This is a genomic window from Clostridium sp. CM036 (genome assembly GCF_055081135.1).
This window is the reverse complement of sequence record NZ_CM143652.1, coordinates 1,312,431-1,339,368: the sequence shown is the minus strand read 5'-3', so window position 1 is coordinate 1,339,368 and position 26,938 is coordinate 1,312,431. Positions and strand designations below refer to the sequence as shown.

General features: G+C 30.2%; 27 protein-coding genes, 1 pseudogene and 1 other annotated feature (1 of these 29 running past the window's edge). Of the genes and pseudogenes, 19 read left to right on the top strand and 9 right to left on the bottom strand.

Annotation, left to right across the window (positions count from 1 at the left end; translation table 11 throughout):
- Positions 1 to 42, top strand: a binding site (T-box leader) (it extends 185 nt beyond the left edge of the window).
- 39 nt (positions 43 to 81) lie between these two features.
- On the top strand, positions 82 to 1,851 hold the full coding sequence (gene thrS / locus ACWJKE_RS06290) for a threonine--tRNA ligase (protein ID WP_220287103.1): 1,770 nt from the start codon (positions 82 to 84) through the stop codon (positions 1,849 to 1,851).
- Between the two features lie 119 nt (positions 1,852 to 1,970).
- Here the strand turns inward: thrS and ACWJKE_RS06285 are convergent, their stop codons facing one another.
- The 5 genes from ACWJKE_RS06285 to ACWJKE_RS06265 form a co-directional block, all read right to left on the bottom strand.
- Positions 1,971 to 2,615, bottom strand: a complete 645-nt coding sequence (locus tag ACWJKE_RS06285; protein WP_220287105.1) for a YidC/Oxa1 family membrane protein insertase — start codon at positions 2,613 to 2,615, stop codon at positions 1,971 to 1,973.
- 26 nt (positions 2,616 to 2,641) lie between these two features.
- Entirely contained in the window at positions 2,642 to 2,887 is a 246-nt protein-coding gene (locus ACWJKE_RS06280; protein WP_216302965.1) for a hypothetical protein, read from the bottom strand.
- Positions 2,888 to 3,193: 306 nt separating this feature from the next.
- Positions 3,194 to 4,654 (bottom strand): IS1182 family transposase, encoded by a 1,461-nt coding sequence (locus ACWJKE_RS06275; RefSeq protein ID WP_462952569.1) that lies wholly within the window; start codon positions 4,652 to 4,654, stop codon positions 3,194 to 3,196.
- 142 nt (positions 4,655 to 4,796) lie between these two features.
- A complete protein-coding gene (locus ACWJKE_RS06270) occupies positions 4,797 to 5,510 on the bottom strand; it encodes an NAD(P)H-dependent oxidoreductase (protein ID WP_220287512.1) in 714 nt (237 codons plus the stop codon).
- Between the two features lie 102 nt (positions 5,511 to 5,612).
- Entirely contained in the window at positions 5,613 to 6,008 is a 396-nt protein-coding gene (locus ACWJKE_RS06265) for a ribosomal maturation YjgA family protein (RefSeq protein ID WP_216302967.1), read from the bottom strand.
- 425 nt (positions 6,009 to 6,433) lie between these two features.
- Here ACWJKE_RS06265 and ACWJKE_RS06260 point away from each other — a divergent pair, with 425 nt between their 5' ends.
- The 11 genes from ACWJKE_RS06260 (at position 6,434) to ACWJKE_RS06210 (ending at position 16,109) form a co-directional block, all read left to right on the top strand.
- On the top strand, positions 6,434 to 7,597 hold the full coding sequence (locus ACWJKE_RS06260; protein WP_462959271.1) for a dicarboxylate/amino acid:cation symporter: 1,164 nt from the start codon (positions 6,434 to 6,436) through the stop codon (positions 7,595 to 7,597).
- 163 nt (positions 7,598 to 7,760) lie between these two features.
- Positions 7,761 to 7,913: a hypothetical protein gene (locus ACWJKE_RS06255; protein WP_220287513.1), complete on the top strand. Its 153-nt coding sequence runs from the start codon at positions 7,761 to 7,763 to the stop codon at positions 7,911 to 7,913.
- A gap of 13 nt (positions 7,914 to 7,926) precedes the next feature.
- Positions 7,927 to 8,598, top strand: coding sequence for a response regulator transcription factor (locus ACWJKE_RS06250; protein WP_216302969.1), 672 nt, complete (start codon positions 7,927 to 7,929; stop codon positions 8,596 to 8,598).
- 152 nt (positions 8,599 to 8,750) lie between these two features.
- Positions 8,751 to 9,611 (top strand): sensor histidine kinase, encoded by an 861-nt coding sequence (locus ACWJKE_RS06245; RefSeq protein ID WP_258280709.1) that lies wholly within the window; start codon positions 8,751 to 8,753, stop codon positions 9,609 to 9,611.
- 131 nt (positions 9,612 to 9,742) lie between these two features.
- Positions 9,743 to 10,510 carry an ABC transporter ATP-binding protein gene (locus ACWJKE_RS06240; RefSeq protein WP_216302971.1) on the top strand — a complete coding sequence of 256 codons (768 nt, stop codon included), beginning with the start codon at positions 9,743 to 9,745 and terminating at the stop codon, positions 10,508 to 10,510.
- On the top strand, positions 10,500 to 12,476 hold the full coding sequence (locus tag ACWJKE_RS06235) for an ABC transporter permease (RefSeq protein ID WP_220287517.1): 1,977 nt from the start codon (positions 10,500 to 10,502) through the stop codon (positions 12,474 to 12,476). The genes ACWJKE_RS06240 and ACWJKE_RS06235 overlap by 11 nt, the downstream gene beginning before the upstream one ends.
- Before the next feature lie 323 nt (positions 12,477 to 12,799).
- Positions 12,800 to 13,372 carry a sigma-70 family RNA polymerase sigma factor gene (locus ACWJKE_RS06230; protein WP_220287519.1) on the top strand — a complete coding sequence of 191 codons (573 nt, stop codon included), beginning with the start codon at positions 12,800 to 12,802 and terminating at the stop codon, positions 13,370 to 13,372.
- Positions 13,362 to 14,339, top strand: a complete 978-nt coding sequence (locus ACWJKE_RS06225; RefSeq protein ID WP_220287521.1) for a DUF4367 domain-containing protein — start codon at positions 13,362 to 13,364, stop codon at positions 14,337 to 14,339. Before ACWJKE_RS06230 ends, ACWJKE_RS06225 begins: the two co-directional genes overlap by 11 nt.
- 406 nt (positions 14,340 to 14,745) lie before the next feature.
- Positions 14,746 to 15,006: an isochorismatase family protein gene (locus ACWJKE_RS06220; protein ID WP_220287523.1), complete on the top strand. Its 261-nt coding sequence runs from the start codon at positions 14,746 to 14,748 to the stop codon at positions 15,004 to 15,006.
- Positions 14,993 to 15,289, top strand: coding sequence for an isochorismatase family protein (locus ACWJKE_RS06215; protein WP_220287555.1), 297 nt, complete (start codon positions 14,993 to 14,995; stop codon positions 15,287 to 15,289). Before ACWJKE_RS06220 ends, ACWJKE_RS06215 begins: the two co-directional genes overlap by 14 nt.
- Positions 15,290 to 15,455: 166 nt before the next feature.
- The gene (locus tag ACWJKE_RS06210) at positions 15,456 to 16,109 is read left to right on the top strand and encodes a CatB-related O-acetyltransferase (RefSeq protein WP_220287526.1); all 654 of its coding nucleotides are present in this window, start codon (positions 15,456 to 15,458) and stop codon (positions 16,107 to 16,109) included.
- 184 nt (positions 16,110 to 16,293) lie between these two features.
- Here the strand turns inward: ACWJKE_RS06210 and ACWJKE_RS06205 are convergent, their stop codons facing one another.
- The gene (locus ACWJKE_RS06205) at positions 16,294 to 16,833 is read right to left on the bottom strand and encodes a nitroreductase family protein (RefSeq protein WP_220287528.1); all 540 of its coding nucleotides are present in this window, start codon (positions 16,831 to 16,833) and stop codon (positions 16,294 to 16,296) included.
- A gap of 391 nt (positions 16,834 to 17,224) precedes the next feature.
- On the opposite strand from ACWJKE_RS06205, the gene ACWJKE_RS06200 reads away from it, so the two are divergent.
- The 5 genes from ACWJKE_RS06200 (at position 17,225) to ACWJKE_RS06180 (ending at position 22,710) form a co-directional block, all read left to right on the top strand.
- The gene (locus ACWJKE_RS06200; RefSeq protein WP_220287531.1) at positions 17,225 to 17,959 is read left to right on the top strand and encodes a Fic family protein; all 735 of its coding nucleotides are present in this window, start codon (positions 17,225 to 17,227) and stop codon (positions 17,957 to 17,959) included.
- 150 nt (positions 17,960 to 18,109) lie between these two features.
- Positions 18,110 to 18,784 carry a response regulator transcription factor gene (locus ACWJKE_RS06195; RefSeq protein ID WP_220287533.1) on the top strand — a complete coding sequence of 225 codons (675 nt, stop codon included), beginning with the start codon at positions 18,110 to 18,112 and terminating at the stop codon, positions 18,782 to 18,784.
- Positions 18,781 to 19,800 carry a sensor histidine kinase gene (locus ACWJKE_RS06190; protein ID WP_462959270.1) on the top strand — a complete coding sequence of 340 codons (1,020 nt, stop codon included), beginning with the start codon at positions 18,781 to 18,783 and terminating at the stop codon, positions 19,798 to 19,800. Before ACWJKE_RS06195 ends, ACWJKE_RS06190 begins: the two co-directional genes overlap by 4 nt.
- Before the next feature lie 242 nt (positions 19,801 to 20,042).
- Positions 20,043 to 20,816, top strand: coding sequence for an ABC transporter ATP-binding protein (locus tag ACWJKE_RS06185; RefSeq protein ID WP_462959269.1), 774 nt, complete (start codon positions 20,043 to 20,045; stop codon positions 20,814 to 20,816).
- On the top strand, positions 20,803 to 22,710 hold the full coding sequence (locus ACWJKE_RS06180) for an FtsX-like permease family protein (RefSeq protein ID WP_462959268.1): 1,908 nt from the start codon (positions 20,803 to 20,805) through the stop codon (positions 22,708 to 22,710). The genes ACWJKE_RS06185 and ACWJKE_RS06180 overlap by 14 nt, the downstream gene beginning before the upstream one ends.
- Positions 22,711 to 22,899: 189 nt before the next feature.
- Here ACWJKE_RS06180 and ACWJKE_RS06175 read toward each other — a convergent pair whose 3' ends face one another.
- Positions 22,900 to 23,673: a DUF2178 domain-containing protein gene (locus ACWJKE_RS06175; protein WP_462959267.1), complete on the bottom strand. Its 774-nt coding sequence runs from the start codon at positions 23,671 to 23,673 to the stop codon at positions 22,900 to 22,902.
- Positions 23,674 to 23,676: 3 nt separating this feature from the next.
- A complete protein-coding gene (locus ACWJKE_RS06170; RefSeq protein WP_220320057.1) occupies positions 23,677 to 23,874 on the bottom strand; it encodes a helix-turn-helix transcriptional regulator in 198 nt (65 codons plus the stop codon).
- Positions 23,875 to 24,166: 292 nt separating this feature from the next.
- On the opposite strand from ACWJKE_RS06170, the gene ACWJKE_RS06165 reads away from it, so the two are divergent.
- Positions 24,167 to 24,820, top strand: coding sequence for a hypothetical protein (locus ACWJKE_RS06165; protein ID WP_462959266.1), 654 nt, complete (start codon positions 24,167 to 24,169; stop codon positions 24,818 to 24,820).
- Between the two features lie 118 nt (positions 24,821 to 24,938).
- On the opposite strand, the pseudogene ACWJKE_RS06160 reads toward ACWJKE_RS06165, so the two are convergent.
- Positions 24,939 to 26,029: pseudogene (locus ACWJKE_RS06160) on the bottom strand (glycerol dehydrogenase).
- A gap of 511 nt (positions 26,030 to 26,540) precedes the next feature.
- Between ACWJKE_RS06160 and ACWJKE_RS06155 the strand changes: the two are divergent.
- Complete coding sequence (locus ACWJKE_RS06155) at positions 26,541 to 26,921, top strand: hypothetical protein (protein ID WP_462959265.1); 381 nt, start codon at positions 26,541 to 26,543, stop codon at positions 26,919 to 26,921.
- Positions 26,922 to 26,938 lie beyond the last annotated feature (17 nt).

Here is a 26,938-nt window from a genome sequence, read left to right as displayed (position 1 = left end):
TTCTGTAATTTGGGTGGAATCGCGATAAAACTCGTCCCTTATTTTGGGACGGGTTTATTATTTTTTGAAGGAGGAATATTTATGTTAAAGGTTGTAATAAAAGATGGAAGTGTAATAAATTCTAATGAAGAAGAAGGAAAAAGGGCGCTTAGACACACCACATCCCATATACTCGCTCAGGCAGTAAAGAGATTGTATCCAAATGCTAAATTGGCTATAGGTCCTGCAATAGATAATGGGTTTTATTATGACTTTGATGTGGAAGAACCCTTTACTATGGATATACTCCAAAAAATTGAAGAAGAAATGAGAAAAATAGTTAAGGAAGACTTAAGACTCGAGAGATCAGTTATTTCTCGAGAAGAAGCTTTAAAACTTATGAAGGATAAGGGCGAGATTTATAAAATAGAACTCATTAATGATTTGCCAGAGTATGAAGAACTAGTTTTCTTTAAGCAAGGAGATTTTATAGAACTCTGTGCAGGGCCTCATGTACTATCAACTTCAAAGGTAAAAGCTTTCAAATTATTATCAGTTGCAGGCGCTTACTGGAGGGGTAGTGAAAAAAATAAAATGCTTCAAAGAATATATGGAACGGCATTTGCAAGGAAAAGTGAACTTGATGAATATTTGAATATGCTTGAAGAAGCGAAGAAAAGGGATCATAGAAAACTTGGGAAAGAGCTAAAATTATTTGCTTTAATGGATGAGGGACCAGGATTTCCATTCTTTCTCCCTAATGGTGTAGTTTTAAAAAACAAATTAATTGAGTACTGGAGAGAAATTCATAAGAAGGCAGGTTATGTTGAGATAGAAACTCCTATGGTGTTAAACAAAGAACTTTGGGAAACATCTGGGCATTGGTCTCACTATAAAGAGAACATGTATACAGTCAATATAGATGAAGAAGAATTCGCTATAAAACCAATGAACTGCCCGGGAGGAATGCTTGTATATAAATCAGAAACTCACTCTTACAGGGATCTACCAATAAGAGCGGGAGAACTAGGTAAAGTGCACAGACATGAACTATCTGGAGCTTTGCACGGACTTATGAGAGTTAGAGCATTTACACAGGATGATGCTCACATATTCATGTTACCAGAGCAGATAAAAGAAGAAATAAAGGGCGTAGTTAAACTTATAAATGAGGTTTATGGAAGGTTAGGGTTTAAATATAGAGTAGAACTTTCAACAAGACCAGAAAATTCTATGGGAAGTGATGAAGAGTGGCAATTAGCAGAAAGCTCACTTCAGGGCGCTCTCACGGAAATGAACATGGATTTTAAGATAAATGAAGGAGACGGGGCATTCTACGGACCTAAAATTGACTTTCACTTGCAAGATAGCATAGGACGGGAATGGCAATGTGGAACTATACAACTAGATTTACAGCTACCACAAAGATTTGACCTTCAATATATTGGCAGTGATGGAGAAAAGCACAGACCAATTGTTATACACAGAGTAATTTTTGGTAGTATAGAAAGATTTATTGGCATTTTGATAGAACATTTTGCAGGCAAGTTCCCAACATGGATATCACCTGTACAAGTTAAAGTACTGCCTATATCGGAGCAGTATAATGATTATGCAAAAGATGTAGTAAATAAACTGGAAGAAAATAATATCAGAGTTAGTTTAGATGGTAGAGCAGAAAAAATAGGATATAAAATTAGAGATGCTCGAAACGAGAGGTTGCCATATATTATTGTTATTGGTGAAAAAGAAGAAAACTCAGCGAGTATATCCCTTAGAAGTAGAAAGAATGGTGATGAGGGCAATTGCTTACTTGAGGACTTTATTTCAAGAATCATACAGGAAATCGATAGTAAAAGGCTAGATGATTAATTGTAAAAAACATGAAATTTAATTGTGCCATTTCGCTTATGTTATGAATAAGTTATTCTACTGTAAATGTTAAAAATCCTGCTAATAAAATAAATTAGCAGGATTTTTTCTAACATTTATTAATTTTCAGTTTTTAAATTTCTCATATATATTCTAAAAACAAGCTCTTCTAAAAAGTTGAACACACTTGTGGTTATCAAGTATATCCCCACTGCAATTGGAGCTGCTTTAGCAACAAATAAACCAGCTACTGCCATTATTATGATATTACTCTTGCTCATTGTAGCCTGGCCTTTAATTTCTAAAAAAGTTACATATGAAAGCAGGCTTGGGGTTAAGGATACAAGCATATATATCAGTGGAACGATAAAATAACTGTCTGAGATCTTAATACTAGACACCCAAGGTATAAGATATGTACCTACGCTCACAGGGATTTTATTAAATACACTCCACATAGTCATTAATATAGGCAGTTGGAGTAGTGTTACTAAGCACCCCATCATACTTTTTGCACTTTGGACAGATTGTTTTTTAACTTCTGCTTCAAGTTTTTCTTTGTTATCTTTATATTTTTCCTTAAGTTCTTTCATTTTTATAGCAAACCTTTGCTGCTGTTGCATGGATTTTTTTTGTTTGAAAGACATTGGTGAAAGTACTAATCTTACACTTATCGTAAGTAAAACTATTGCTAGGCCCCAATCCCCAGTGAAATTAAAAATTGAATTTAATAAACTACTTAAAAAATTAAAAATGATGTTCATATTTATCCTCCTTCGAATAATTTTGGCTAAAACATCATTTCAATTTTAAAACGATCTGTATATATCCACATACCATATTTCTCATAAATAATATAATCTTCTGGAAGTATTTTTTTTATAAATCCAAGCCACTGAATTAAAATATTTCTTGCAACATTTTCTTCAGTTTTATACTTAAGATTTTTATAGGAGTATACAGTATAAGAGACTATGCTAGCAAAACATATAACTAAAAACATTAACTGAATTAAATTTATTAAGTCATAATTCAACTTACACACCTCCTCACTTGCTATTTTTAAACATTATAACATATATTATGGACAATATTACATTTGTAAAAAACAATAGGATCTTTTTATAAAAATTTCTATTTCCTGTAAGTCAATTTTGTCTTTGCCCCCATCCTCTTCGCAAAGGAATATGTGATATTTCCAAAAAAACATTTGTAAAAAGGGAGGCCGCTGAAAAAAGCACTCTTTATTTAGTAGAGTTTTCAAGCTTGAATAGAAAAAGCATGAGATATTCATATTTTGGATATCTCATGCTTTTTATTTTATAATTAAGTTTTAAAAGCCCTATTTCATGCTTTTCAACTTAATTATTCTCTTTAGATTCACAGTGAAGATTGATAATGCACCTTGAATTTGCATACTAATTAAGCCTGACGATATTGCTACATCATAGCTATGTTGGTGCTTAAGTTCACTGTTTTTAGCCTCTATCATATAACGTTCCCTAGCTCGTTTTTTAAAATATTCACTTTTTTCGAACTCTATTTGATCTTTGTGAGTATTTGACTTTATTGAAACTGAATAAGTTTTAGATTTAGCGCCTTCTTTATAACACCCATCTTTATGAACACAATTTTTACACTTTTCTACATTAAAATAGTAGGTTAGCACTTGATTTTTACCAACATTCTTCTTTCCCTGTTTTGCTTTTTTAATAGCCATATGACCTGCCGGACATACAAATAAACCAGCATCTTTATTAAACTCAAATTCATCTTCTTTTTTTCGCATTCCTTGTGAAATTACAGGATTTAGTCTTGAAATTAATGCAATTTTATTTTCTTTTGTATATTCTAGGTTTTTCTTTTCAGAATAAGCTGTATCTCCAATTACTTCATTTACATCTATACCAGCCTCACGGCTTTTTTCTATTAAGGTTATGAGCTCCTTTCCATCACTTTTTTCGCCAGTTGTAATAACAGCTGCTGTAATTAAACGTTCTTCACTCATAGCAAGGTGTGATTTATATCCAAAAAAAGAACTATCCTCAGTTTTATGCCCCACTTTTGCATCCTCATCTTTTGATATTTTTAGATTTTCTAAGTCATCATTAATAGCTTCCATTAAGTAGTTTAATTTAGTTTTCACAGCTGGATTTGCTGCAGTTTCTGGCTTCTCGTTTATGGTATCAATTAATAATTTGCAGTACTCAAGAATATCTTCAAGTACTCCAGTTGTAACTTTATTAGGTAACTCTTCTTTAATACCAGGATGTACTCCGTACAATGTTTTTCTTAAGTTTTTTGCACGTTTCAATAATTCCTCGCTTGCTGACTTTTGGTTATAACGTGACTTGGTATGCGTAGCATCAACTATTATTGCTTTACTTTTTAAAACTCCCTCTTTTATAGCAAGTTCTACAGTCTTGTTTATTAATAAATCCAATAAATTCATGTCTTTAAGGCGAAGCTTTCTAAATTTAGTTAGTGTACTTGAGTTTATTAAATTTGTTTCTTCTGGGGCTAAATTTAGAAAATATTTAAAGGACATGTCATAAAGAGTTCTTTCAACAACATCTTCATCAGACAATTCATATATTACTTTCAAAAGTAAATATTTAAATAGCATTATGGGGTTAATAGCACCTCTACCCATAGATGAACTATAGTTAATCATCAATTCGTCATAAACAAATGAAAAGTCAACAAGGTCATTAATTTGCTTTAAAATGTTATCTTTCGGAATAATTAACGAATATAAGCTATGGTATGTATTTATTTTTATTTCCAATTGTCCTTTTAGCATAATAGTTTAGCCCCTTTTATTTTATTCTACTATACTAATTCGACATATCTTTTAAAATTCCTTTTTGTTTTTTAGTCTTTTATATAAAAAAATCGCCATCTTTAATTAGATGACGATTTTTCATATAGTTTTTCAGTGGCCTCTAAAAAGGAAGGGGTATTTTTGTCGCATATGCAACATCAACTAGTCCAGTTTCTTTCCAATACTTATTGTCATAAAATTCATCCTCAGTTCCAGCATGGCTCATCCCACGAAAAATATTATAAACCAATAAATTCACAAATGTTGGAGAATATAACTTCTCACTATCAACGTCCTTGTAGAATTTCTCAGCAACTCTTTCGCATCTTTTAGTCACTTTTTGCGGAGGTTCATACTCTCCGTAACTATTCGATATAACTGGAAGTTCATATCCACGATTAAATCCCCAACACATAAATGTTTCTCTTAAGTATTTGGTACAGCTTTTAGCGCCATTTCCACCTGCAGTGGATACCGCGAGCATTTTCTTTCTGAAAAAGCTTGGTCTGTGAGTTTTAAAAGCCAAATGATCTATAAAATTCTTCATCAATGCGCTCACATGATTGCTATAGCAAGGACTCGCAATAATTGTCGCATCATTTTCTTCAATTTTATCAATAAGTTTTTGCACTTCCAAGTGATGAGGGCAACTTTTATTTCCTCTAATAAAGCATGAACTACATCCGGCACAAAAGGGGAGTCCTATTTCTTTTAAATGTACCTCGTCAAAATCTATATTTCTATCTGAAAGTTCTTGCATATGTTTTTTTACTATTTCCACAAGTGCCCAGGTATTTCCTTTATGTGCACTCCCATTGATAATTAGTATTTTCAATTAAATCATCTCCTTCGGAGCTGAAAGATTAACGACTTCAGAAGGGGATTTATACTCCCACTTATATAAGTGGGAGACTTCCCTTCTGAAATGTCGTTAACATCACCACCTATCTAAAGGCTTATTTATAATAGTATATCTTGTGATTTTTTCCCACACAACCAAAAGTATGCTTCCAATTAGGTAGCATACAATATCTTTTATATCAAATGAAGTTCCGATAATTGTTGAAATCATTTTATTGTTTTCTAAATGTAGCAAATCTACAATATGATAATATTGACCCAATTCTACGGCTGAAGCAAAAAAGAATAGGTAAATAGGTAAAAACTTTATTGGTTTTTGTATAAACCCTCTTATGAAGGTGTACATTAAAATAACTACCAGAATATCTCCAATGTATGGTCGAATAATGGTGTCATTTATAAAAAGTGCAATAATTGTTTCAGTTATCAATAAAATAATAAAACTCAATATATACTTAATGTTTATTTTCATAAAGACCCTCTACTTTCACTCATTTACTTTAAAATAAACAGAAATACTTAAAGTGGTTTTACTCTAAGTCATTCCAATATTACGTTCATTCCTTGTTGCAAACGGCTTATATTTTCCATGATATTATATATTTATACAATACAATTGAATAACTAGTACCTTTATTATATCGTAAAGCAAACAAATTACCATCATTTTGAATTTATTTTAATTTTAACGACATTTCAGAAGTCAAGTCTCCCACTACTATAAGTGGGAGTTATATACATTAACAAAGAGAAAACTTCAGTGAGAGTATAAATATCCTTCTGAAGTCGTTAATATTGTAGCACCGCAGGTGATGATTTAATGTTATACTTGATGATATAAAAAAAATGGAAATAAAAATACATTTTTTAATCGTAATAACGGTAGGGGGGAAAACTATGAAAAAAAAATCTAATAACTTAATTATCAAACTAATTGTCGGTGTAGCACTAGGGTTAGGTATTGGTTTAGTATGTCCTAAAAGCTTAATGGTTGTAATTGTTACCATTAAATATATACTAGGACAAATAATCTTCTTTGCTGTACCACTTATCATCATTGGATTTATAGCACCATCTATCACTAAGCTAAAACAGAATGCTACAAAAATGTTAGGTATTGCTGTTTTTATAGCTTATGTATCCTCAATTGGTGCTGCAACTATGTCAGCAATCGCTGGATATGCAATTATACCAAGTCTTTCAATAACACCTGCTACTGAGGGATTAAAAGAGCTACCTGCATTAATCTTCAAACTTGATATACCTCAAATTATGCCAGTTATGAGTGCATTAGTATTCTCTATGGTTATTGGATTAGCTGCAACATGGACAAGCGCTAATACAATTGAAACCGCTTTAGATGAATTTCAAAACATGGTTTTAGAAATTGTTACAAGAATAGTCATTCCTATTCTTCCTGTTTTCATAGCTTCAACATTTGCGACTCTTGCTTATGAGGGATCTGTCACAAAACAACTTCCTATTTTCTTAGGTGTCGTTTTAATAGCAATTGTTGGGCATATTATCTGGCTTACTGCTTTATACGGCATTGCTGGTATATACGCAGGTAAAAACCCTATGTCTGTTTTAAAACACTATGGTCCTGCATACTTAACAGCAGTTGGGACAATGTCTTCAGCTGCTACACTACCGGTTGCATTATCATGTGCAAAAAAATCAGATTCACTGAGACCGGATATGGTAGACTTTGGTATTCCTCTGTTTGCAAATATTCACCTTTGTGGTTCTGTTTTAACTGAAGTTTTTTTTGTTATGACTGTTTCACAAATTCTTTATGGAAAGCTTCCAAATCTTACATCTATGGTAGTATTCGTTATTCTACTTGGTATTTTCGCAATAGGTGCTCCTGGTGTTCCTGGAGGAACTGTTTTGGCTTCTTTAGGTCTTATCGTAAGCGTTTTAGGTTTCAATGAAACGGGTACTGCACTAATGATTACAATTTTTGCGTTGCAAGATAGCTTTGGTACTGCGTGTAATGTTACTGGGGATGGTGCGTTAACACTGATGCTTACAGGATATGCAAATAAACATAAATTATAAATATATTAAAAGGCCAGGCACATCATGGAATTATTATCTATGATGTGCCTGGTTTTCTAATATGGTAGTTTTTAATATCCATATAAGGACATTAATAGAATATTGGAGAGGGAAACCTCTCCTTCTTTATTAGCAAAAATCTGATTGCTATTAGTGTTTTTTATTGGTAAAATATACCGAAGATAATAAAGAAACACTAGAAGTTGTTGCATGGATATATGGTAGTAATATTATTTGTAAAAAATATAGTAACCAGTGGATGCGCCAAAAGCCTAAAGTATTGGCAAAGTATAAAGCACAAAATAAAAACATATAAAGAGGAATTTAATATGAGTAAAATACTAGTTGTTGAAGATACACAAAGGCTTAGAACGGAATTAAAAGTATTATTGGAGCGTTATGGATATGAAGTTATAGCTCCTGAAACATTTGATAATATTATAGATGTTATTAAAATGCAGCAGCCGGAACTTCTGATGCTAGATATTAACCTACCTGTATATGACGGTTATTATATCTGCAGAGAAGTGCGAAGATTTTCAGAAGTTCCAATTATTATAGTAACCAGCCGTGACAGTGACATGGATGAACTTCTGAGCATAAAATTAGGTGCAGATGATTTTATAACAAAGCCATATAACACAGAGATACTATTAGCTAGGGTAAATGCAGTACTAAAACGGAGCGAGGCAGGGAATAAATCTAAAGAGGGGATGGAATGTAGTGGACTTACCATAAATTTATGTAACAGTTCAATGGCAGCAAATGGAGTAAAGATTGACATTACAAAAAATGAACTAATTTTATTGACAAGCCTTATAAAAAGAAAAAATGAAATTGTGTCAAGAGAAGAATTAATGGAAGAGTTATGGTCTGCAGAATATTTTGCTGATGATAATAGCCTTTCTATAAATATGACAAGACTTAGAAAAAAATTAGATGAAATAGGCCTTAAAGAGTTTATTAAAACAAAAAGAGGACAAGGGTACATAGTAGAATGAATATTAGAAAATATTTGAATGATAAGAAGCTATTTCTATGCTGTAATACACTACTTAGCATTCTGTTAATACTGTTCTTGATCTATATTAATATAGAGAGTATCTGTTTATTCGGTATTTTAATAATCTGGTATTTCCCAATTCTTTTATTTATGACAATTGATTACGTGAAGAAAAAGGAATTTTATGATTGTGTTATTGAAAGTACAGAAAAAATAAATGAATTATATCTGATAAAGGAGACACTTGATGAACCTGACTTTTTCGAAGGAAATATTATATATAATACATTTGGAAAAATTGAAAAAAGTGTTGTTAATAAAATTTGTGAATACCAGCAGGTGACAGATAATTATAAAGAATATTTAGAAATATGGCTGCATGAAATAAAAACACCATTAGCATCCGCTGAACTTATTATTGACAATAATCCGTCACAGGTGACAAAGAATGTTAAAACTGAATTAAAGCAGATAGAACGTTTACTGAATCAAGTATTGTATTATTCAAAGAGTGAGTATGCTGAGAATGATTATTTAATTAAAAAGCTTTCATTAGAGCGTGTTGTCAAAAAATGTTTTAAGACCTTTGCAAAATCTTTTATTTACAATAGAATACATTTAGAATTTGACAATCTTGAGGTGTTTGTATATTCGGATGAAAAATGGCTTAATTTTATTTTACAGCAGATTATAACAAATGCTATTAAATATTTAGATAAGGACGAGAAAATCATAAGAGTTACAGCAAAAAAAAGAAATAATCAAATAATACTTACGATTGAAGATAATGGAATTGGTATATCAGAATCGGATATTGAACAGGTTTTTAATCATGGATTTACTGGTGAGAATGGAAGAATCTACGGCGAATCTACAGGTATGGGGCTATATATATGTAAAAAGTTATCAGATAAGTTAAATATAGCTCTTAGCATAGAGTCAACCGGAGGAGAAGGTACAAAATTTAATATAGTATTCCCAGTAGGCGGAACAATGTGTTTTGAGTCATGATAATCATGACTTATTTTTTTGCTCAGTAATCTTTCAAAATTGAAAGATTACTGAAATGTAAATCAATATAGGATTATGTAAATACGTATTATACTTAGTACATAAAGTGTTAGACGAGGAGGAAATAAAAGATGAAAGAAATATTAAAAGTAAGTCATATAGAAAAATATTATGGTACAAAAGGAATGCTGACAAAGGCGTTAGACAGAATTTCATTTAGCGTTAATGAGGGAGAATTTGTTGGAATTATGGGACCATCGGGAAGCGGAAAAACAACGCTGCTTAATTGTATATCAACGATTGATGATATTACAGGTGGTGAAATAAATATTAATGGAACAAGAATAGATGGAATGTCTGAGAATAAATTAGAAAAGTTTAGAAGAGAAGAGTTAGGTTTTATCTTTCAGGATTTAAATCTCCTAGACACATTAACAGCATATGAAAATATAGCACTTGCACTAACGATTCAAAAGAAAAATCCAAAAGAAATAGCAGCAATGATAGAAAATATCTCAGAAAAATTAGGAATAAGAGATATATTAAATAAATATCCGTGTCAGATGTCGGGCGGACAAAAACAGCGTATAGCATGTGCGAGAGCGATTATTTCAAGACCATCCCTTCTTTTAGCTGATGAACCGACGGGAGCTTTGGATTCTAAATCAGCTGCTCAGTTTTTAGATTCATTAGAATATCTAAACCGGGATATGCAGGCAACCATACTAATGGTTACGCATGATGCATTTACAGCAAGCTATGCGAAAAGAATTCTTTTTATAAAAGACGGCAAACTCTTTACAGAGATAAAAAGAGGCAAAGATAGCAGAAAAGATTTTTTTGACAGAGTCATTGAAGTAATAACAGAAATGGGAGGAGAAACCAATCATGTATTTTAAGCTGGTATATAAAAATGTTAAAAAAAGTTTTGGCGATTACCTTATTTACTTTATTACACTGACATTTTCGGTTGCCATGTTTTTTACATTTAATTCATTGGATTCACAGGCTGGATTTTCGCAAATCCAAAGCAGTCAGGAAATGATACTTAATCTTTTGGAAAATATTCTAGGAATCATTTCGCTATTTGTATCAGTAGTCATCGGTTTTTTAGTTATATATGCAAATAATTTTCTGATTAAACGGAGAAAAAATGAGTTTGGTATCTATGGAAGCCTGGGAATGGGACGTAATGATATTTCAAGAATGCTTTTGATGGAAACTTTATTAATTGGAATAATAGCAATGTTTTTCGGTATTATTTTAGGAATATTTGCTTCAAAAGGGTTACAGGTAGTAACAATAGAGATGTTTAGAGGCGACAAATCGCTAGATTTATCAAAATATAAGTTCGTTTTTTCGTGGAGTGCATTACGTAAAACTGCTATATGTTTTGCAAGTATTTTTGCATGTGTTGCCGCATTTAATATTAAGATAATTAAAAAGAATAAGCTGATTAATTTATTATATGATATAAAAAGCGATAAAACAAAATTTATGTCTGTGAAAGCAGGTTTCTTAGCTTTTACATTATCGCTTATTATGTTAGTCATTTCCTATGCAATTATTTTGAATATAGGTCTTAAACCAAAAAATAAATTGTTCTTTGTAAGTTTGGGTTGTGGAGTAATAGGAACATATTTATTCTTTTTATCATTGGGAAGCTTTATAACAGAATGCTTACGTAAAGTAGATAAGCTATATCTAAAAAACATAAATTTATTTACAATAAGGCAGATTGGGAATAAAATAAGTAAAAATGTGATTTCATTGACAATTATCACACTCATGCTATTTTTAACAATTACGATTTTATCAAGTGGAATTGGTGTGAATAAAGCTATTATTGGGAATTCTAAATTTAACCAGCCTTTTGAGGTTACAATATATGGATTAGCAGATAAAAAAGCAGCATTAGAAATAATGAATAATAAAGACACGGTTATTAAAGACGACATAAAGGAAATCTATGCATATGAAGTTTATGAAAGTGGAATTCAGATTAAAAGTTTAATGAGTGACGAATATTTATCAGACATTACTAAAAATGACATGAAATTATTAAACACACAGCAGCAGATTGCAGTTATGAAACTGTCAGATTATAATAATTTGATTGGCATGGAAGGCAGAGAAAAATTACAGATTGATGATAAATCTTACGCAATCTGTTCTAACAATAAAATTGTTGTGAATGGATTAAAAGGAAAAGCTAATGAGATCTCAATAAATGGAAAGCAGTTTAAGTCAGAAAAAGATGAGTGTTTATATAGCAATTTTAGTAATATAAATGATCCAGCCTCGACAGCAATCATTATTTTAGCCGATGATCAAGTGAAAAACTTTAATGCGAGCATGGGCGGCCTTGTAATTAATACATTTAAGGATTTAGACATTGCGGTTATTGATAAGTATGATAATGAATTATTAAATTACGGTAATTACATTGCTGCATGTCGTGTAATGAGACAGATTGGAAATTTAACAACATCAATGTTGGCTTCTTTTGTGGGAATATATGTAGGCATAATCTTTTTAGTGTCAAGCGGCGCCATACTTGCAATTCAGGAGTTGTCAGAAGCGAGTGATAGCAAAAGAAGATATAAAATGCTTCGAAAACTTGGGGTTGGAAGAAAACAGGTTAATAACAGTATATTAGCGCAGATTTTGGTTTACTTCTTGGTTCCATTTGCAATGGCATTATTACACTCATGTGTCGCATTAAAAGTTATCGGTAAGCTTATTAAACAGTTGGGCACAACGAATATGATGACAAATATTATTATTGTTTCTGCTATTGTATGCTGTATATATGGAATATATTTAATGATAACTTATGCAGGTGCTAAAAGAATGAATAAGTAGTATGGGAATGTGCAACCATGGGTGCTGATTGAATGAGGCCAACTTAGAGATTTAGCAACCTTAGATGAATACAGAAAACATTTAACTAATCTGAAAAAATAGGTAGGCAACATAGTATTCTATGATGTTATATCTGTTTTTTTAGATTAGTATTTTATTAAGCTTTTAAAATATAACATAAGAATATATTATTGTAACAATAGTTTGTGATAGAGGTTGCTATTAAAAAAGTGAAATTTATGTAATGAAATGAAAAAATTTACGTATTAACATATGAGATTACTTGGCCGGGTAAAAAACAAAGAAGGGAGGGCTTTAAAAAGATGAAGCAACTTGCATTGTGTGATATTTCATATAAAAAAGAAGTTACAGAAGAATTATGTAAAGAAGATATTGCTCATATTTTTGAAATCTATTACAAAAGAGTTTTCAACTATATGTATTATCGCGTTAATAGCATTGAAACGTCAGAAGACCTTACAAGTCAGGTTTTTGAAAAAATAATGTTTAAAATAGACATGTATTCTAAACATAAGTCACCTTTTGAGGTGTGGATGTTTGCTATAGCTAGAAACATAGTAAATGATTATTTTAGAAGCTTAAAAAAGCATAAATTATTCTCTATTGACACAATTAAGGACTTGGTATCAAAAGGAAAAACTCCAGAAGAGATAATATTATCAGCAGAAAGTAACAGTGAACTTTCAAAGGCTTTGAAGATGTTGAATGAAAGGGATCGAAATATTGTTTCTCTTAAGTTCGGTGCAAATCTTAAAAATCAGGAGATAGCACAAATATTAGATATTACAGAAGGCAATGTTGGAGTAATACTTTATAGAACAATGAAAAAGCTAAAAAAGAAAATTGAGGAAGAGAGGGAACAATATGAGCAATAAGAAAATTGAAGATAAGTTTTCTAGAGAAATAGATGCTTATTTTAATGGGATAGAGGATAAGAAAAAAATAGAACAAAGTGAATATAGCGAACTTTTAGAATTTAGCAAGAGTATGTCAAAAGAAGATTTCAGTAAAGATAGCGATAAAAAAGGGGTATTTAATAAAATTTTGAAAAGTATAAATGAAAATAAAGGAGAGAATATTATGAAGAAATCAAATAAATTTAAAAAAACTGCTATTGCAGTGGCAGCAATATGTATAATAAGCGTTTCTGTAATGCAAACATCCTTTGCTCAAGATATTGCTGAGAAAGTAATAAAAACTATATCTTTAGGACATATAAGTGTTATACAAACGGAACCATCAAAAATAAAAGAGATGAGACTTACGGATGAGTATAAAGGTAAAGTTTTTGATAAACAAGGAAAGCAAGTACAAGTAGTTACGAAGGACAATTGCAATGAATTATTCACAGCAAAAGGTGAAAAAATTGCTCATATGCAGAATGGAAAAATAATAACTGTAGCTGAGCAAGAAAAAATGGACAAAGAAAGGGAAGAAGGTGTAGTTGTTGAAGTAAAAGATTCTAGTAAATTAAATGAATATACTTGCTTTGATGTTAAGCTTCCAACGTTTTTGCCAGAAGGATATAAATTTGATAGAGCAGAATTTTATAAGGAGAAGAATGAAACAAAAGTTAAAAATAGTAAATATATTAGTTTATATTTTACTAATAAGGAGACTGGAAAGTTTATATTTATGCAACAAAGGTTTCCTGATGAAACCACTAAATCTGCATCTGGAACAGATGGTAAAATTGAAGAAACAAAAATTAATGGTGTAAATGCTGTAATAAGTGATGATAGATATATTGATTGGGAAACTAAAAATTGTATTTATAGTTTATCGGGTAGAGGAGAAATTACAAAGAATGAACTAATAAAGATTGCAGAATCTATTAAATAATCATTAAGGCATATGAAAATAAATCGCAAGTAAGGGATATTACCATACTTGTGATTTATTTATTTTTTTTAATATATGATCTTTATTTATGAAAAAAAATGTTCCAATGTGTGGTAAAAAATAATAATATTACATAAAGGGTTGCGAAACAGTTGTATTTTGTGACGAAGGTGTCATAAACAAATATAAAATAGATTGAAATATATAAAGGAAGCGTCTGTGTGAAAAAGTATGAATATAAATGCGTCTTTATAGCAGGGGCTGGTGAAAGAACAACAGGGATAATGAATGAATATGGAGAATAAGGGTGGGGGTTTGTTAGGCCTTCGTAGTGTTGGCATTATTATAAAAGATTAATTGAAAATCACTTTAGGGTCAAAATATGAATCAATTGAGGGAGACGGAATTGAATAATCAAAATGATAATATTAATAAAGCATTACTTGTGATAGATATACAGGAGGATGCTACAGGAAAAACAGCAAAACGACCATATAAAAATTCACAAGAACTTATTAGTAATGTGAATTTAGTTATTGAAAGTAGTGAAAAGAAAGGAATTACTGTTATATATATAAAGCATGAAATAAATAGTAATTTTTTAAATAAAATTGTAATGAGAAACAGATTTATGAAAGGAACGCAGGGAAGGAATAAAGATTGTTAATAATTATATTTATTCAAAAGATAAAGGAAATGCTTTTTCAAATCCTAAATTAGATAGTTTCCTTAAACAAAATCATATCAATGAAGTCTTTATTGTTGGATTAGATGCAACTGCATGTGTATACAGGACATCAATAGGAGCAATAGATAAAGGATATAAATCAATAGTTTTAGAGGATGCAATAGTAACCTCAAATATGAGGAAGATGCCAAAAATATTAGAAAAGTATGAGAACGAAGGGATACTCTTAACTACAATTCAAAAGTTTAAACAAAATAAATAATGAGTTCCTTAGAGTACAATTTTCTTTGAAGGGTACAAGTATAAAATTTATACTTAATAAGACTCATTTTTCATAAAGAGTAGATTAATCCTAAATATACGATTGATGAACAATCGGAAAAAAATGTGTCGTAAGAGTAAGACAATATAAATGAAGGGAGTTAAATATGGTTATTCCAAATTCAGGTAAAGTATATCCAAGAAGTAATGATTACCAAACAATATATCTTAAAAATGTAATTACAAGAGATAATATAAGAGTTGGAGATTATACAATATATAATGATTATTATAGTGATCCAAGGGATTTTGAAAAAAATAATGTATTATATCAGTATCCTGTTAACAATGATAAGTTAATAATTGGGAAGTTTTGTTCAATTGCATGTAAAGCGAAGTTTCTCATGACAAGTGGAAATCACACAATGAAATCAATATCTACTTATACATTTCCAATATTTTATGAGGAATGGGGTTTAGACGTCAGTAATGTAACAGATGCTTGGGATAATAAAGGAGATATTGTAATTGGCAATGATGTGTGGATAGGTTATGACGCTATAATTATGGCAGGTGTGAAAATTGGAGATGGTGCAATTATTGGAACTAGAGCAGTAGTTACTAAAGATGTTCCACCCTATACTATTGTTGGAGGCATACCTGCAAAAGTTATAAAGAAAAGGTTTAGTGATGATATAATTTTAAAATTATTGAAAATTAAGTGGTGGGATTGGACAGATGAAAAAATTCAAGCAAATATTAAATATATTCAATCAGGAAACATTGATAAGTTAAATAGAAGGAAACTTAAGGGAATGTAGAAAAATAAATGAACAATACTGGTCATTGCTTAACTTGAGCATCCTTGAGGCTGAATATAGAAATAGTACAATTTATGGGATGGTATACTTAATTTTAAGTTTATAATAGATAATAAGTCTCCATTTCTTTAAATTATTTTAAATCGTGGAGACTTATTATGTTGAATGATGTTCATATGTATTTTTACCAATTTTCATAATGTATTAGTTCTTTAAGTTTTTTTCGCGTACGAGCTTTTGGTGTTTCATTTGCATAACCAAGAGTAATAATGCCAACTACATATTTATCATCAGGTATATTTAAAATTGGTCTTATTTCTTCTTGGATAAACCATGCAACACAACAAGTACCTAATCCTAAGTTATCAGCTTCAAGCAGCATATGTCCTATACAAATTGAGGTATCTCTGATTATCTGCTTAAGTTCTTCTTGTGAACTATCTTCATTTAATAATACATTTACATCGTCTTTTATTCTGCAACGTATATCTGCTACACATACAATAAAAACTGGAGAAGAAATCATCCATTTTTGGTTATGAGAAACTTTAGCTAATTTTTGTCTACTTAATTCGGATTTTACTACAATGAAATGCCAAGGCTGCGTGTTACTACCAGATGGAGCGAGTCTTGCACTCTCAAGTAGCTGTATTATTTTTTCATTTTCAACTGGTTTATCAATATATTTCCTTATACTTCTACGCGCTGTAATTTCTTTTATCATAGTTTTAGATGCCTCCTTAATATATATAGTGTAGCACAGGCTACACTATAGCCCTGTTAATATAATATTTAAAATTGATACGTAATATTAGGCCTTTACGAGCACTTTTGTAATTAACTTATGCATTATCTAACCATATTAACATATACAAACATGCAGACCAACTCTTAAAACTTTTATTATACAATTTATACATAATTATGTTAACTGCTTGAATAACTATAGGGATATATCATATAATTGAATAAAGATATAATGTAAGGTTTTATTTGAATTGAAAGCGTACATTCATTTTTGTTTAAAGCATTGGCATCATCAATCGCAAATCAGTAATAATTGAACAAGTGGTGAAGGCGGTAAGTAATATACTATACGAATAGGAGTGGAAATTATGTTTGAAATCATAGATAATAAAAAGGAATCACTAGATGGCAAGAGACCCTTGAGTAGAATTGCTGTAGAAAATTTAAAAAAATATTTTGATGTGGAACTAACATATAATTCTAATGCGATAGAAGGAAATACTCTGACAATAACTGAAACTAAAGTAATCTTGGAGGATGGCTTAACTATAGGAAAAGGTAAGAGCTTAAAAGAACATTTAGAAGTAATTAACCACAAGGAAGCAATTGATTATGTAGAAGACATTGTAAGTGAAGATACGGATATATCAGAAAGAGTTATTAAAGACTTACATTACTTAATATTGAAAAGTATAGATAATAAGTATGCTGGAGAATATAGACAAAATAATGTAATTATCAGTGGTAGCAAGCATATACCTGTAGAACATTTTTTAGTGAAAGAAAAAATGACAGAACTAATAGAGTGGTATAATTGCAGCAAGAATAAAAAACATCCAATAGAATTGGCAGCAGAGTTTCACTTTAGGTATGTGTATATTCATCCTTTTACTGATGGAAATGGAAGAACTGCAAGGCTTCTTATGAATCTTATATTAATGAGAAATGGATACCCTATAACAGTGATAAGGACTGAAAATAGAGAGGAATATATGAAAGCATTAGAATTGGTTAGTTTTGAGGGGAAGTTAGAGGGATTTATAAAAATCATTTCAGGAGCTGTAGATAGAAGCTTAGATACGTATCTATATTTAACAAAATAATTTAGAAATAAAAAGCCATGGTTACTTCTGTTTTATGAAGTATTCATGGTTATTTTAATTTAGATTTAATTTCATCTATAGAATATGGTATATTATAGGTAGATTATAGGAGTATGAACGATAATTCGTAAAATCATTAAGGGGGATGCTATGTATAAAATATTGATAATTGAAGACGAAGAGAAAATTAGAGATATAATAAAAGAATCCCTTTGTAAATGGGGTTTTGAAGCCTATGCAGTTAATAACTTCAATAATGTATTTGAAGAATTTGTGAAGGTAAAGCCGCAACTTGTTCTAATGGATGTAAATCTGCCTGCTTTTGATGGATTTTATTGGTGTAATAAAATTAGAAATGTTTCTAAGGTGCCAGTAATATTTTTATCTTCAAGAAGTACAAATATGGATGTTATTATGGCAGTGAATACGGGTGCGGATGATTACATTACAAAACCTTTTTCTCTGGATATACTTATGGCAAAAATAAATGCAATTTTACGTAGGACCTATTCTTATGGAGATACAAGTTTGGATACTATTGATTATAAAGGCGCTGTGCTATCATTAAGGGATAACACCCTTTACGTAGGCGAAAAATCAATTGAACTAACCAAAAATGAATTTAAAATATTATATGTATTAATGAAAAAGCATGAAACCATAGTAAGCCGAGAGGATATAATGCAAGAACTTTGGCAAGATGAAAACTTCATCGATGACAATACACTAACAGTTAATATAAACAGACTAAGAAAAAAGCTAAAAGAAATTGGTCTTATAGATTTTATTAAGACCATTATAAATCAAGGATATGTTATTAAATGAGCTTTATTAAATATTTAAAGGAGAACCTTAAGCTTTTAGTATTTTACTTTCTTCTCATGGCTTTTATTTCATTAACTATATATTTTGACAGAAAAAATCGCGTACTTACTTCTAATTTACTTTACATAATATTTGTTTCTTTTTTCATGTTAATAATTTATATTAGTATAGATTATTATGAAAAATCCCAGCATATTAAAAAGCTTTTATTCGTTAAAAATTCAGAAGATAAAACTCCTATTTTACCGGGTCCAATAGATTATAAAGATGAAATATATGCTCAAATAATTCAGATGATTTATGAAGATTTCCTGAAAATTACAAGAAGCACGGGAACAGATTTCAAAGAAAATGCAGAGTTTATGACTGCGTGGGTTCATGAAATTAAAACTCCAATTACTACATCAAAGTTATTGATTGAGAGCACAGGCGCTACATCTTCATCCTTAAAAGAAGAACTTGAAAAGATTGAGGATTATGTTGAAAAGGTACTTTATTATTCAAGAAGTAATAATTTTTCTGAAGATTATATCCTTTCAGAAGTGAGTATCAACAAAGTAATTAAAGAAAGTATTAAAAAACATTCAATTATATTTATAAAAAAACATATTAAATTAATAAATAATGTACCTGAAACTCTTATTATAGATACCGATAAAAAGTGGTTGCTTTTCATAATTGATCAACTTGTTTCAAATTCATTAAAATATACCATCAATGGTGGAAGCATAATATTTAAACATATTAAAGCCACAAAAGAGGTTTTATTAATAGTAGAAGATACGGGAATAGGCATTAAAAGTGAAGATATAAATAGATTATTTAAAAAGTCTTTTACAGGTTTTAACGGAAGAAACGAAAACTTAAAAGCTAGTGGAATGGGTTTGTACCTTTCTCAAAAAATTGCTAAAAAACTTGGCCATTATATTACCCTAGAATCAGAATATGGTAAAGGCACCAAAGTAATTATTCATTTTCTAAAATGGGATAATTACTATGATGTTACAAAAATGTAAGGTGAAAGAGCAAAATGTAAGCCGAAGCAATGGCGGTATATTTTGCTTTTTTGTATACTAAGAGTGTAAAACATATTCAAAATAATTAACATTAACGACATTTCAGAAGGGAAGTCACCCACTTCTATAAGTGGGTGTTACATACTATAACAAAGAAAAAACTTCAGTGAAAGTATAAAACTCCTTCTGAAGTCGTTGATGCTATAGCTTCGCAGAAGATAATTTAACGGGGGGTATTTATAATGACAGAAGTATTAAAGATAGAAAATCTAAGAAAAGTTTACGGATCAAAATTTGGTGGTGTAAAATATACAGCACTTGATGATATAAATTTGAAAGTAGAAAATGGTGAATTTGTAGCAATAATGGGACCATCTGGTTCAGGAAAAACAACCTTTTTAAATGTAATATCAACTATTGATAAACCAACCTCAGGAAGTGTAATAATTCATGGTGATGACATAACCAAACTAAAGGAGCCCAATTTGTCTAAATTTAGAAGAGAAAAACTTGGATTTATATTCCAAGACTTTAATTTGCTTGATACTATGACTCTAAAGGAAAATATCGTACTACCTTTAGCTCTTGCAAAAACTCCTTATAAGATTATAAAGACAAAGTTACAAGACATAAGTATTAAGCTTGGCATTAGGGACATATTAAGCAAATATCCTTATGAGGTATCAGGAGGACAAAAGCAAAGAGCAGCGGCCGCAAGAGCAATGATTACTGAGCCTTCTATGGTGCTCGCTGATGAACCTACAGGTGCTTTAGATTCCAAATCTTCCAAAGAATTGCTCGGATGCCTTGAGAATTTAAATGAAAAAAATAAAGCTACAATTCTTATGGTTACTCATGATGCCTTTGTAGCATCTTATTGCACGCGAATTGTATTTATTAAAGATGGTAAACTATTTAATGAAATTTATAAAGGGGATAAAACAAGGAAGGATTTCTATCAAAATATATTAAAGATTCTTTCAGTCATAGGAGGTTCTACAGATGACCTTAATTAGTATGGCTGTAAACAATATAAGAAAAAACTTTAAAAATTACTGGACATTTTTTCTAAGTTCTACCTTCAGTGTTTTTGCATTATATCTTTTTATGTCTATTGTAAATAATGCAGATGTGAAAGTCCAACTAGGAAATATGAAAAGCTTTATGGTTTTATTTATCGTAGGTGCCTATATGATTGCAGGCTTTTCTGCATTTTTTATGTGGTATTCTAATACTTTCATTATAAAGTCAAGGAAGAAAGAATTTGCAACATATATGTTACTAGGTATGTCTAAAAAACAGACCGCAACATTGAACTTTATAGAAAATTTGATAACTATAGCTGGCGCCTTTTGCAGCGGAATTGCTTTAGGTCTGATTTTCAGTAAATTTTTTATAATGTTATTATATGCAATGATAGGAGCTACAGCTGATGTGTCATTTCAAATTAGTTTAGAAGCTTTAAAAGTTTGTTCTATAGTATTTGGAGCTATGTTTATAATAATTAGTATTCACAGTTCTTTGCTTATATACAGGGATAACCTTATAGATCTTTTCAATTCATCAAAAAAAGCTGAAAAAGGGTTAAAAGTATCCTTTTTAACCATGATAATTAGCATCCTTTCTATAGTTTTCTTAGGCTACGGATATTATATGGCTATTAGAAAGACTGCTGCTAATATTCTTCTGGCTCCTATAGTAGTATTGCTAGTGGTTATAGGCACTATATTATTTTTTACAAGCTTTACTTCTTTAATTATATATATTAGTAAAAAGAATGAAAAAAGTCTATTTAAAGGAACAAAGATTATATACATTTCACAGCTTTACTATAGATATAAAGGTAATGTAGGTACCCTAAGTGTAATAGCAGTTACAACTACTGTAGCACTTTGTGCCATGATTACTTGCTTTGGACTTTTTAATCAAGTCGAAGAAAACTCAAGAAACATGAGACCATTTTCTATAGAATACACAAATGGTACTAATAATACAGATACAATTTTTGAGGATACTATTAAGAATTACAAAGAGATTTCAGTTGTATATAAGGACAATATGGAGTTTCTTAAGGTGAAAACTAAAGATATCTTGCTTGGAAATGATACATTTTTAGTTTTAAACCAAAGTAAATTTAATAAGGTTAATAGTCATGAAAAATCTGATACAAGAGTAAATTTAAAAAATGATATGGATTGTGATTTTGTTCAAGTAGCCAACGCTGTTTCTGATAAAAGTGTAATTGGTAAAGAGGTTAAGTTAGCCGGCGGAGATAAAGAATATAAACTAAAAGTAACCGATACTTATACAAAATTCTTTATAGCACTCGATGGTGCTAGACCAACGTTTATTGTTAAGGATAGCGTCTATTCTCAAATTAAAAGTACAATCTCTAAAGAGAATACCTATAAAGTAACGGGATATATGCTTAATAATGATTTCCTTTCACAAAATTTTATTGTAGATTTGAAAAGTAAAATACCGCCAGAAAATAAGCTTTTAACCTTTTATGAACATTTTATGGATGGCATAAAGTTAATGGGTATGATGGGCTTCATTGGGGTATTTATTGGATTACTATTTCTTACAGCTACAGGAGGTATTATATATTTTAAAATGTCTATGGAAGCTGCGGAGGATAAAAACAAATTTATAATTCTTGAAAAAATAGGGGTTAGTAAAGTTGAAATAAGAAAGGCTGTTTCAAAGGAACTCATGATTTTATTTGGAGTACCCTTCGTTGTGGCAACACTAAATACTTTTGTCGCATCAATTACACTTGGAAAATTCCTGCGATTTAATATTACTAAAGAATTTATTATTGTAATTTTAGTTTATGCAGTGCTTTATAGTATATATTATTTAATAACCTTAAAATCCTATATTAAAACCGTAAGTAGCTCATATTAAAATAGAAGGGTAAATTATCTTCTGCGAAGCTATATTGACGACTTCAGAAGAAGAGTTAGACTCCTACTGAAGTTATCTCTTTATGATTAAATAATCATTTCATATAATAAATGGTATCCTGAGCCAAATCCTTATTATATGAAATGATTTTTCTTTTATTTATAAAAGAAATTATACAAGCATTACTGATTATTTAAACAATCCCATTCTTGTTAGAAAGGGGTTTATTAACAGTAGTATAATTAATAATAATGCCATTTTACCGAAAACACTTCTTAAAATTTTATTTAATTTAGGATAATTTGTTTTACTGCTATAATTTCCTACTGTAAGAAAAGCTAATGTAATAATGCTATCTGTAATTTTAAAATATAATGTATTTGTTATTCCAATTTGTTTCATAAAAAAGGAACCTAAATAAACATCTCCTATGGTTAATGCAAGTAATGTTCCAACAAATACAATACCGATACTAAATACAGATAAAAATTTCTTGATTGTAAAATTATTGCCAATATTAACAATAGACTGTTCTGAAGTTCCTTCTATATCCTCATACTTATGATTATAATAGGTGTAGCAAGAATGATTAGTAATAAACATTAGTAATATTATTATAGTACATAGTTTATACGCCTCTATTGGATATATATACGTAATTAATGCTAAGACTCCAATCAAAACAAAGAGGATATTAATTGCAAGTTCGGATGATTTTTGACTTATCTCAAAGAACCTTTCATCATAAGTTTGTTCAAAATGTTTTTTACCATTATTATTTTTATGGGTATTCCTATTTGGCAAATATGTTATTATCCCCGCTATAATAGATCCTGACCCTATAACAAACATTAAGTTATTATTAAAATAATATTTGCTTGAAAAAACAAAAGTTAAGCCTATAATAATCTCAAATATAGACAGATAATATCGTAGTGCATAGTTTTTTGCGAATTTTTCCACGACTCATTCCTCCTCAAAGATAAATACTTCTTCAATTACTGTACCAAAAAATTTAGCAATTTTATGAGCAAGTAATATTGACGGATTATATTTTCCATTCTCTAACGAATTTATTGTTTGTCTTGATACCACCATAATATTTGCTAATTCTTGTTGGGTTAATTGATTTTCTTCTCTTAACTTTTTAATTATATTCTTCAAAATTTTTCTCCTTTTATCAAGCTAGCTTTACATATATTATATAATTGCTTTTTTTACTTGTCAAGTTAGCTTGACAATAGATTTTAATAGGCCATTAAAGTCGAGGCACTTAATCATGTTCCTGTTTCACTAAATCCTGCTCAAAAAAATGTTATGTTATATTCGTTTATGTAAATTATATTAGAAAAAAATATTGACAACAGTATGATATTTACAGATAATATGGTTAGTGTACATGGAGCGTATGGTGTGTATTAAACACATTAACAGTTAGTTAGGAGATGTAATATTCATGCAAGATTTAAAAGCAAGATTAATTGAATCAATTATGCATTCTATTATTATAATGATAATCTCATTGTTCATAACATATCTAATCATTATAAATTTATCTAATATATTTTGGATGTCAATGATCTCTATAATTGGAGCTATATTTTTAATAATTTATATTAAAAAGCCATACGACAAAGAATGTTTAATCATTAATAGTTGGTTATGTATGATACTTGCAATTTTTATTGGAATCTTAATTGGAAAGATTGTTCCATTATCAAATTTAATTGGAGTAAGTATCGGAATACCAGTATTCGATATAATCAGTTTTATGAAAATCGGTTCAAAAACTACAAATGCTAAAGTTATGTCAAATAAAAATTTAATGTCAAAATTAATAGTATATGGGAAGTCATTTAAAAATAATAATCCAATACCAACAAAAGGGTTAGGGGATTTTTTATTTTATACAATACTACTTTCAGGCATATATAAAGTAAGTAATGATTCTAATTTTGTATTTTATGGGGCATGTTTAATATTTTTAGGATGTGCAATAAATTGGATTATAGTTTGTTTTATATATAATAAGAAATGGTATAAGGGGTTCCCAGCAACATTTATCCCTCTTATGTCACTATTACCATTATTTTTGAAGCTTGTAAATTGAATGTTTAGTTCATAAATATTGTTAACATAGCTTTATAATAATCAATAAAAAGTGCCTGTTTCATTGCCAACTATTGATATGGGACATATTATATATATAATATGCCCCATATCAATAGTTAATTATAAAGTCTTCCTAATGCGTCTGCTCCAAGTATAGCTGCATATACATCATCTGCAGTAACCGCAAATGGCATATTATGAATAGTTTCTCCCACTGCGCAGGAAGTTTCAGCGACCCTTCTTATATCTTCTTCTTTTATTTCTTTGATTCCCATTTCTTCTAAAGTAACAGGCAATCCTAAATCAATACAAATGCCTATAACATCATCGAGTTCTTCTTGTGGGCTATTTTCTAAAACTAATTGAGCTAGTAATCCAAAGGCTACTTTTTCTCCATGATATAAGTGATGACATTCCTCAAGAACTGTGAAACCATTATGAATTGCATGAGCAGCTGCTAGCCCACCACTCTCAAAGCCTATACCACTTAAGTATGTGTTAGCCTCTATTATATTTTCAACTGCTGGAGTACAAACTCCTATTTCTACCGCTACTTTGGCTTTAATACTATCTTCTAATAAAGTATTATAACAAAGCTCTGCTAAGGCATAAGCAGCTTTGGTAATTTTACCGCCACTCATATTTGATGCATTAGATTGCTTGCAAGCTCTTGCTTCAAAATATGTCGCTAATGCATCTCCTATGCCTGCTACTAATAATCGAGCTGGGGCCTTAGCTACTATTCCTGTATCAACTAAAACTACATTTGGACTATTTGGTAAAAATAAATATTTGCTGAAACTGCCTTCTTCTGTATATATAACGGAGAGTGAACTGCAAGGAGCATCTGTTGAAGCAATAGTTGGTACTATTACCACGGGTAAATTTTCATAGTAAGCTACAGCCTTAGCAGTATCAAATATTTTACCTCGCCTATTCCTATAACGACATCGCAGTTATTAGTTTTTACGTCTTCTCTTAATCTATCTATTTCGCTGTTGCAACATTCTCCATTAAATTTTTGAAATGTAAGTTTAACGTCTGTCCCTTTAAAGCTTTTATCTATAATTGGTTGGTTTCTCTTGATGCCATTAGAACTTGCAATTATATAAAATGATTTTCCTAAGTTTTTTGTATGTTCGTTTAAGTTTCTTAATTCTCCATTTCCTTGAATATATTTTCCAGGTGATATTATTGTCTTTAGCATTTTTCCAACTCCTATTGTTTAGTGGCATTATTGTTCATATATATTTTAACATCAAAATGCGGGCCTTTCTATGAAGTTGGTTAAAAAATTAACATAATGATGTAAAGAATTAGTATAAACTACCGATTTTTTAATGCAATATAGTATTGTTCATAAATTATTATCATATTTGTCATGTTACTGTCACATAATAGGACTAGTATTAATGAATAGGATCCCCCTATAAAATAGATATTTACAAATAACACCGGATAGATACCGGTGTTATTTTTTTGCATTAAATTTCAGGTTTATTGCTATAAAAATTAATGTAATTGCTGATTGTAATAAATAGCTAAAAATCTTATAATGATGAAAGGCGATTAGATATGAATATAAAAGCAAGAGAAAAGTTTTTGGAATTCCATTAGTTCATATTAATATTGGACTAGGAATTTATGAAGCAAAAGGAATTATTGCAATAGGAAATATTTCAAGGGGATTAATATCATTAGGAATACTTTCGCTAGGCGTGTTAAGTTTTGGGGTTGTAGCGATAGGGCTGATAAGTATAGCAAGTATAGCTATAGGTATTTTAGTCGCTCTAGGGGGAATTGCCATTGGCACTATTGCCATAGGGGGAGTAGCAATGGGAGTAATTACCCTTGGAGGGTTATCCATTGGAATGTATTCAGTAGGTGGTTGTTCAATTGCGTCAGAAATAGCAATAGGTAATTATGCAATGGGACATATAGCAATAGGAAGTAGTGCCAATGGGGTGAGAACTATTATTGATACATCATCTAATGGTAATTTTGCCAATATTACAGCTGCGCAGATAGAAAATTTAATCAAAGAAGAGTATCCAAAATTATGGGATCCTATTGTACATTTTATGACAATGTTTTTATAGGGAGGATACTCAGGAAG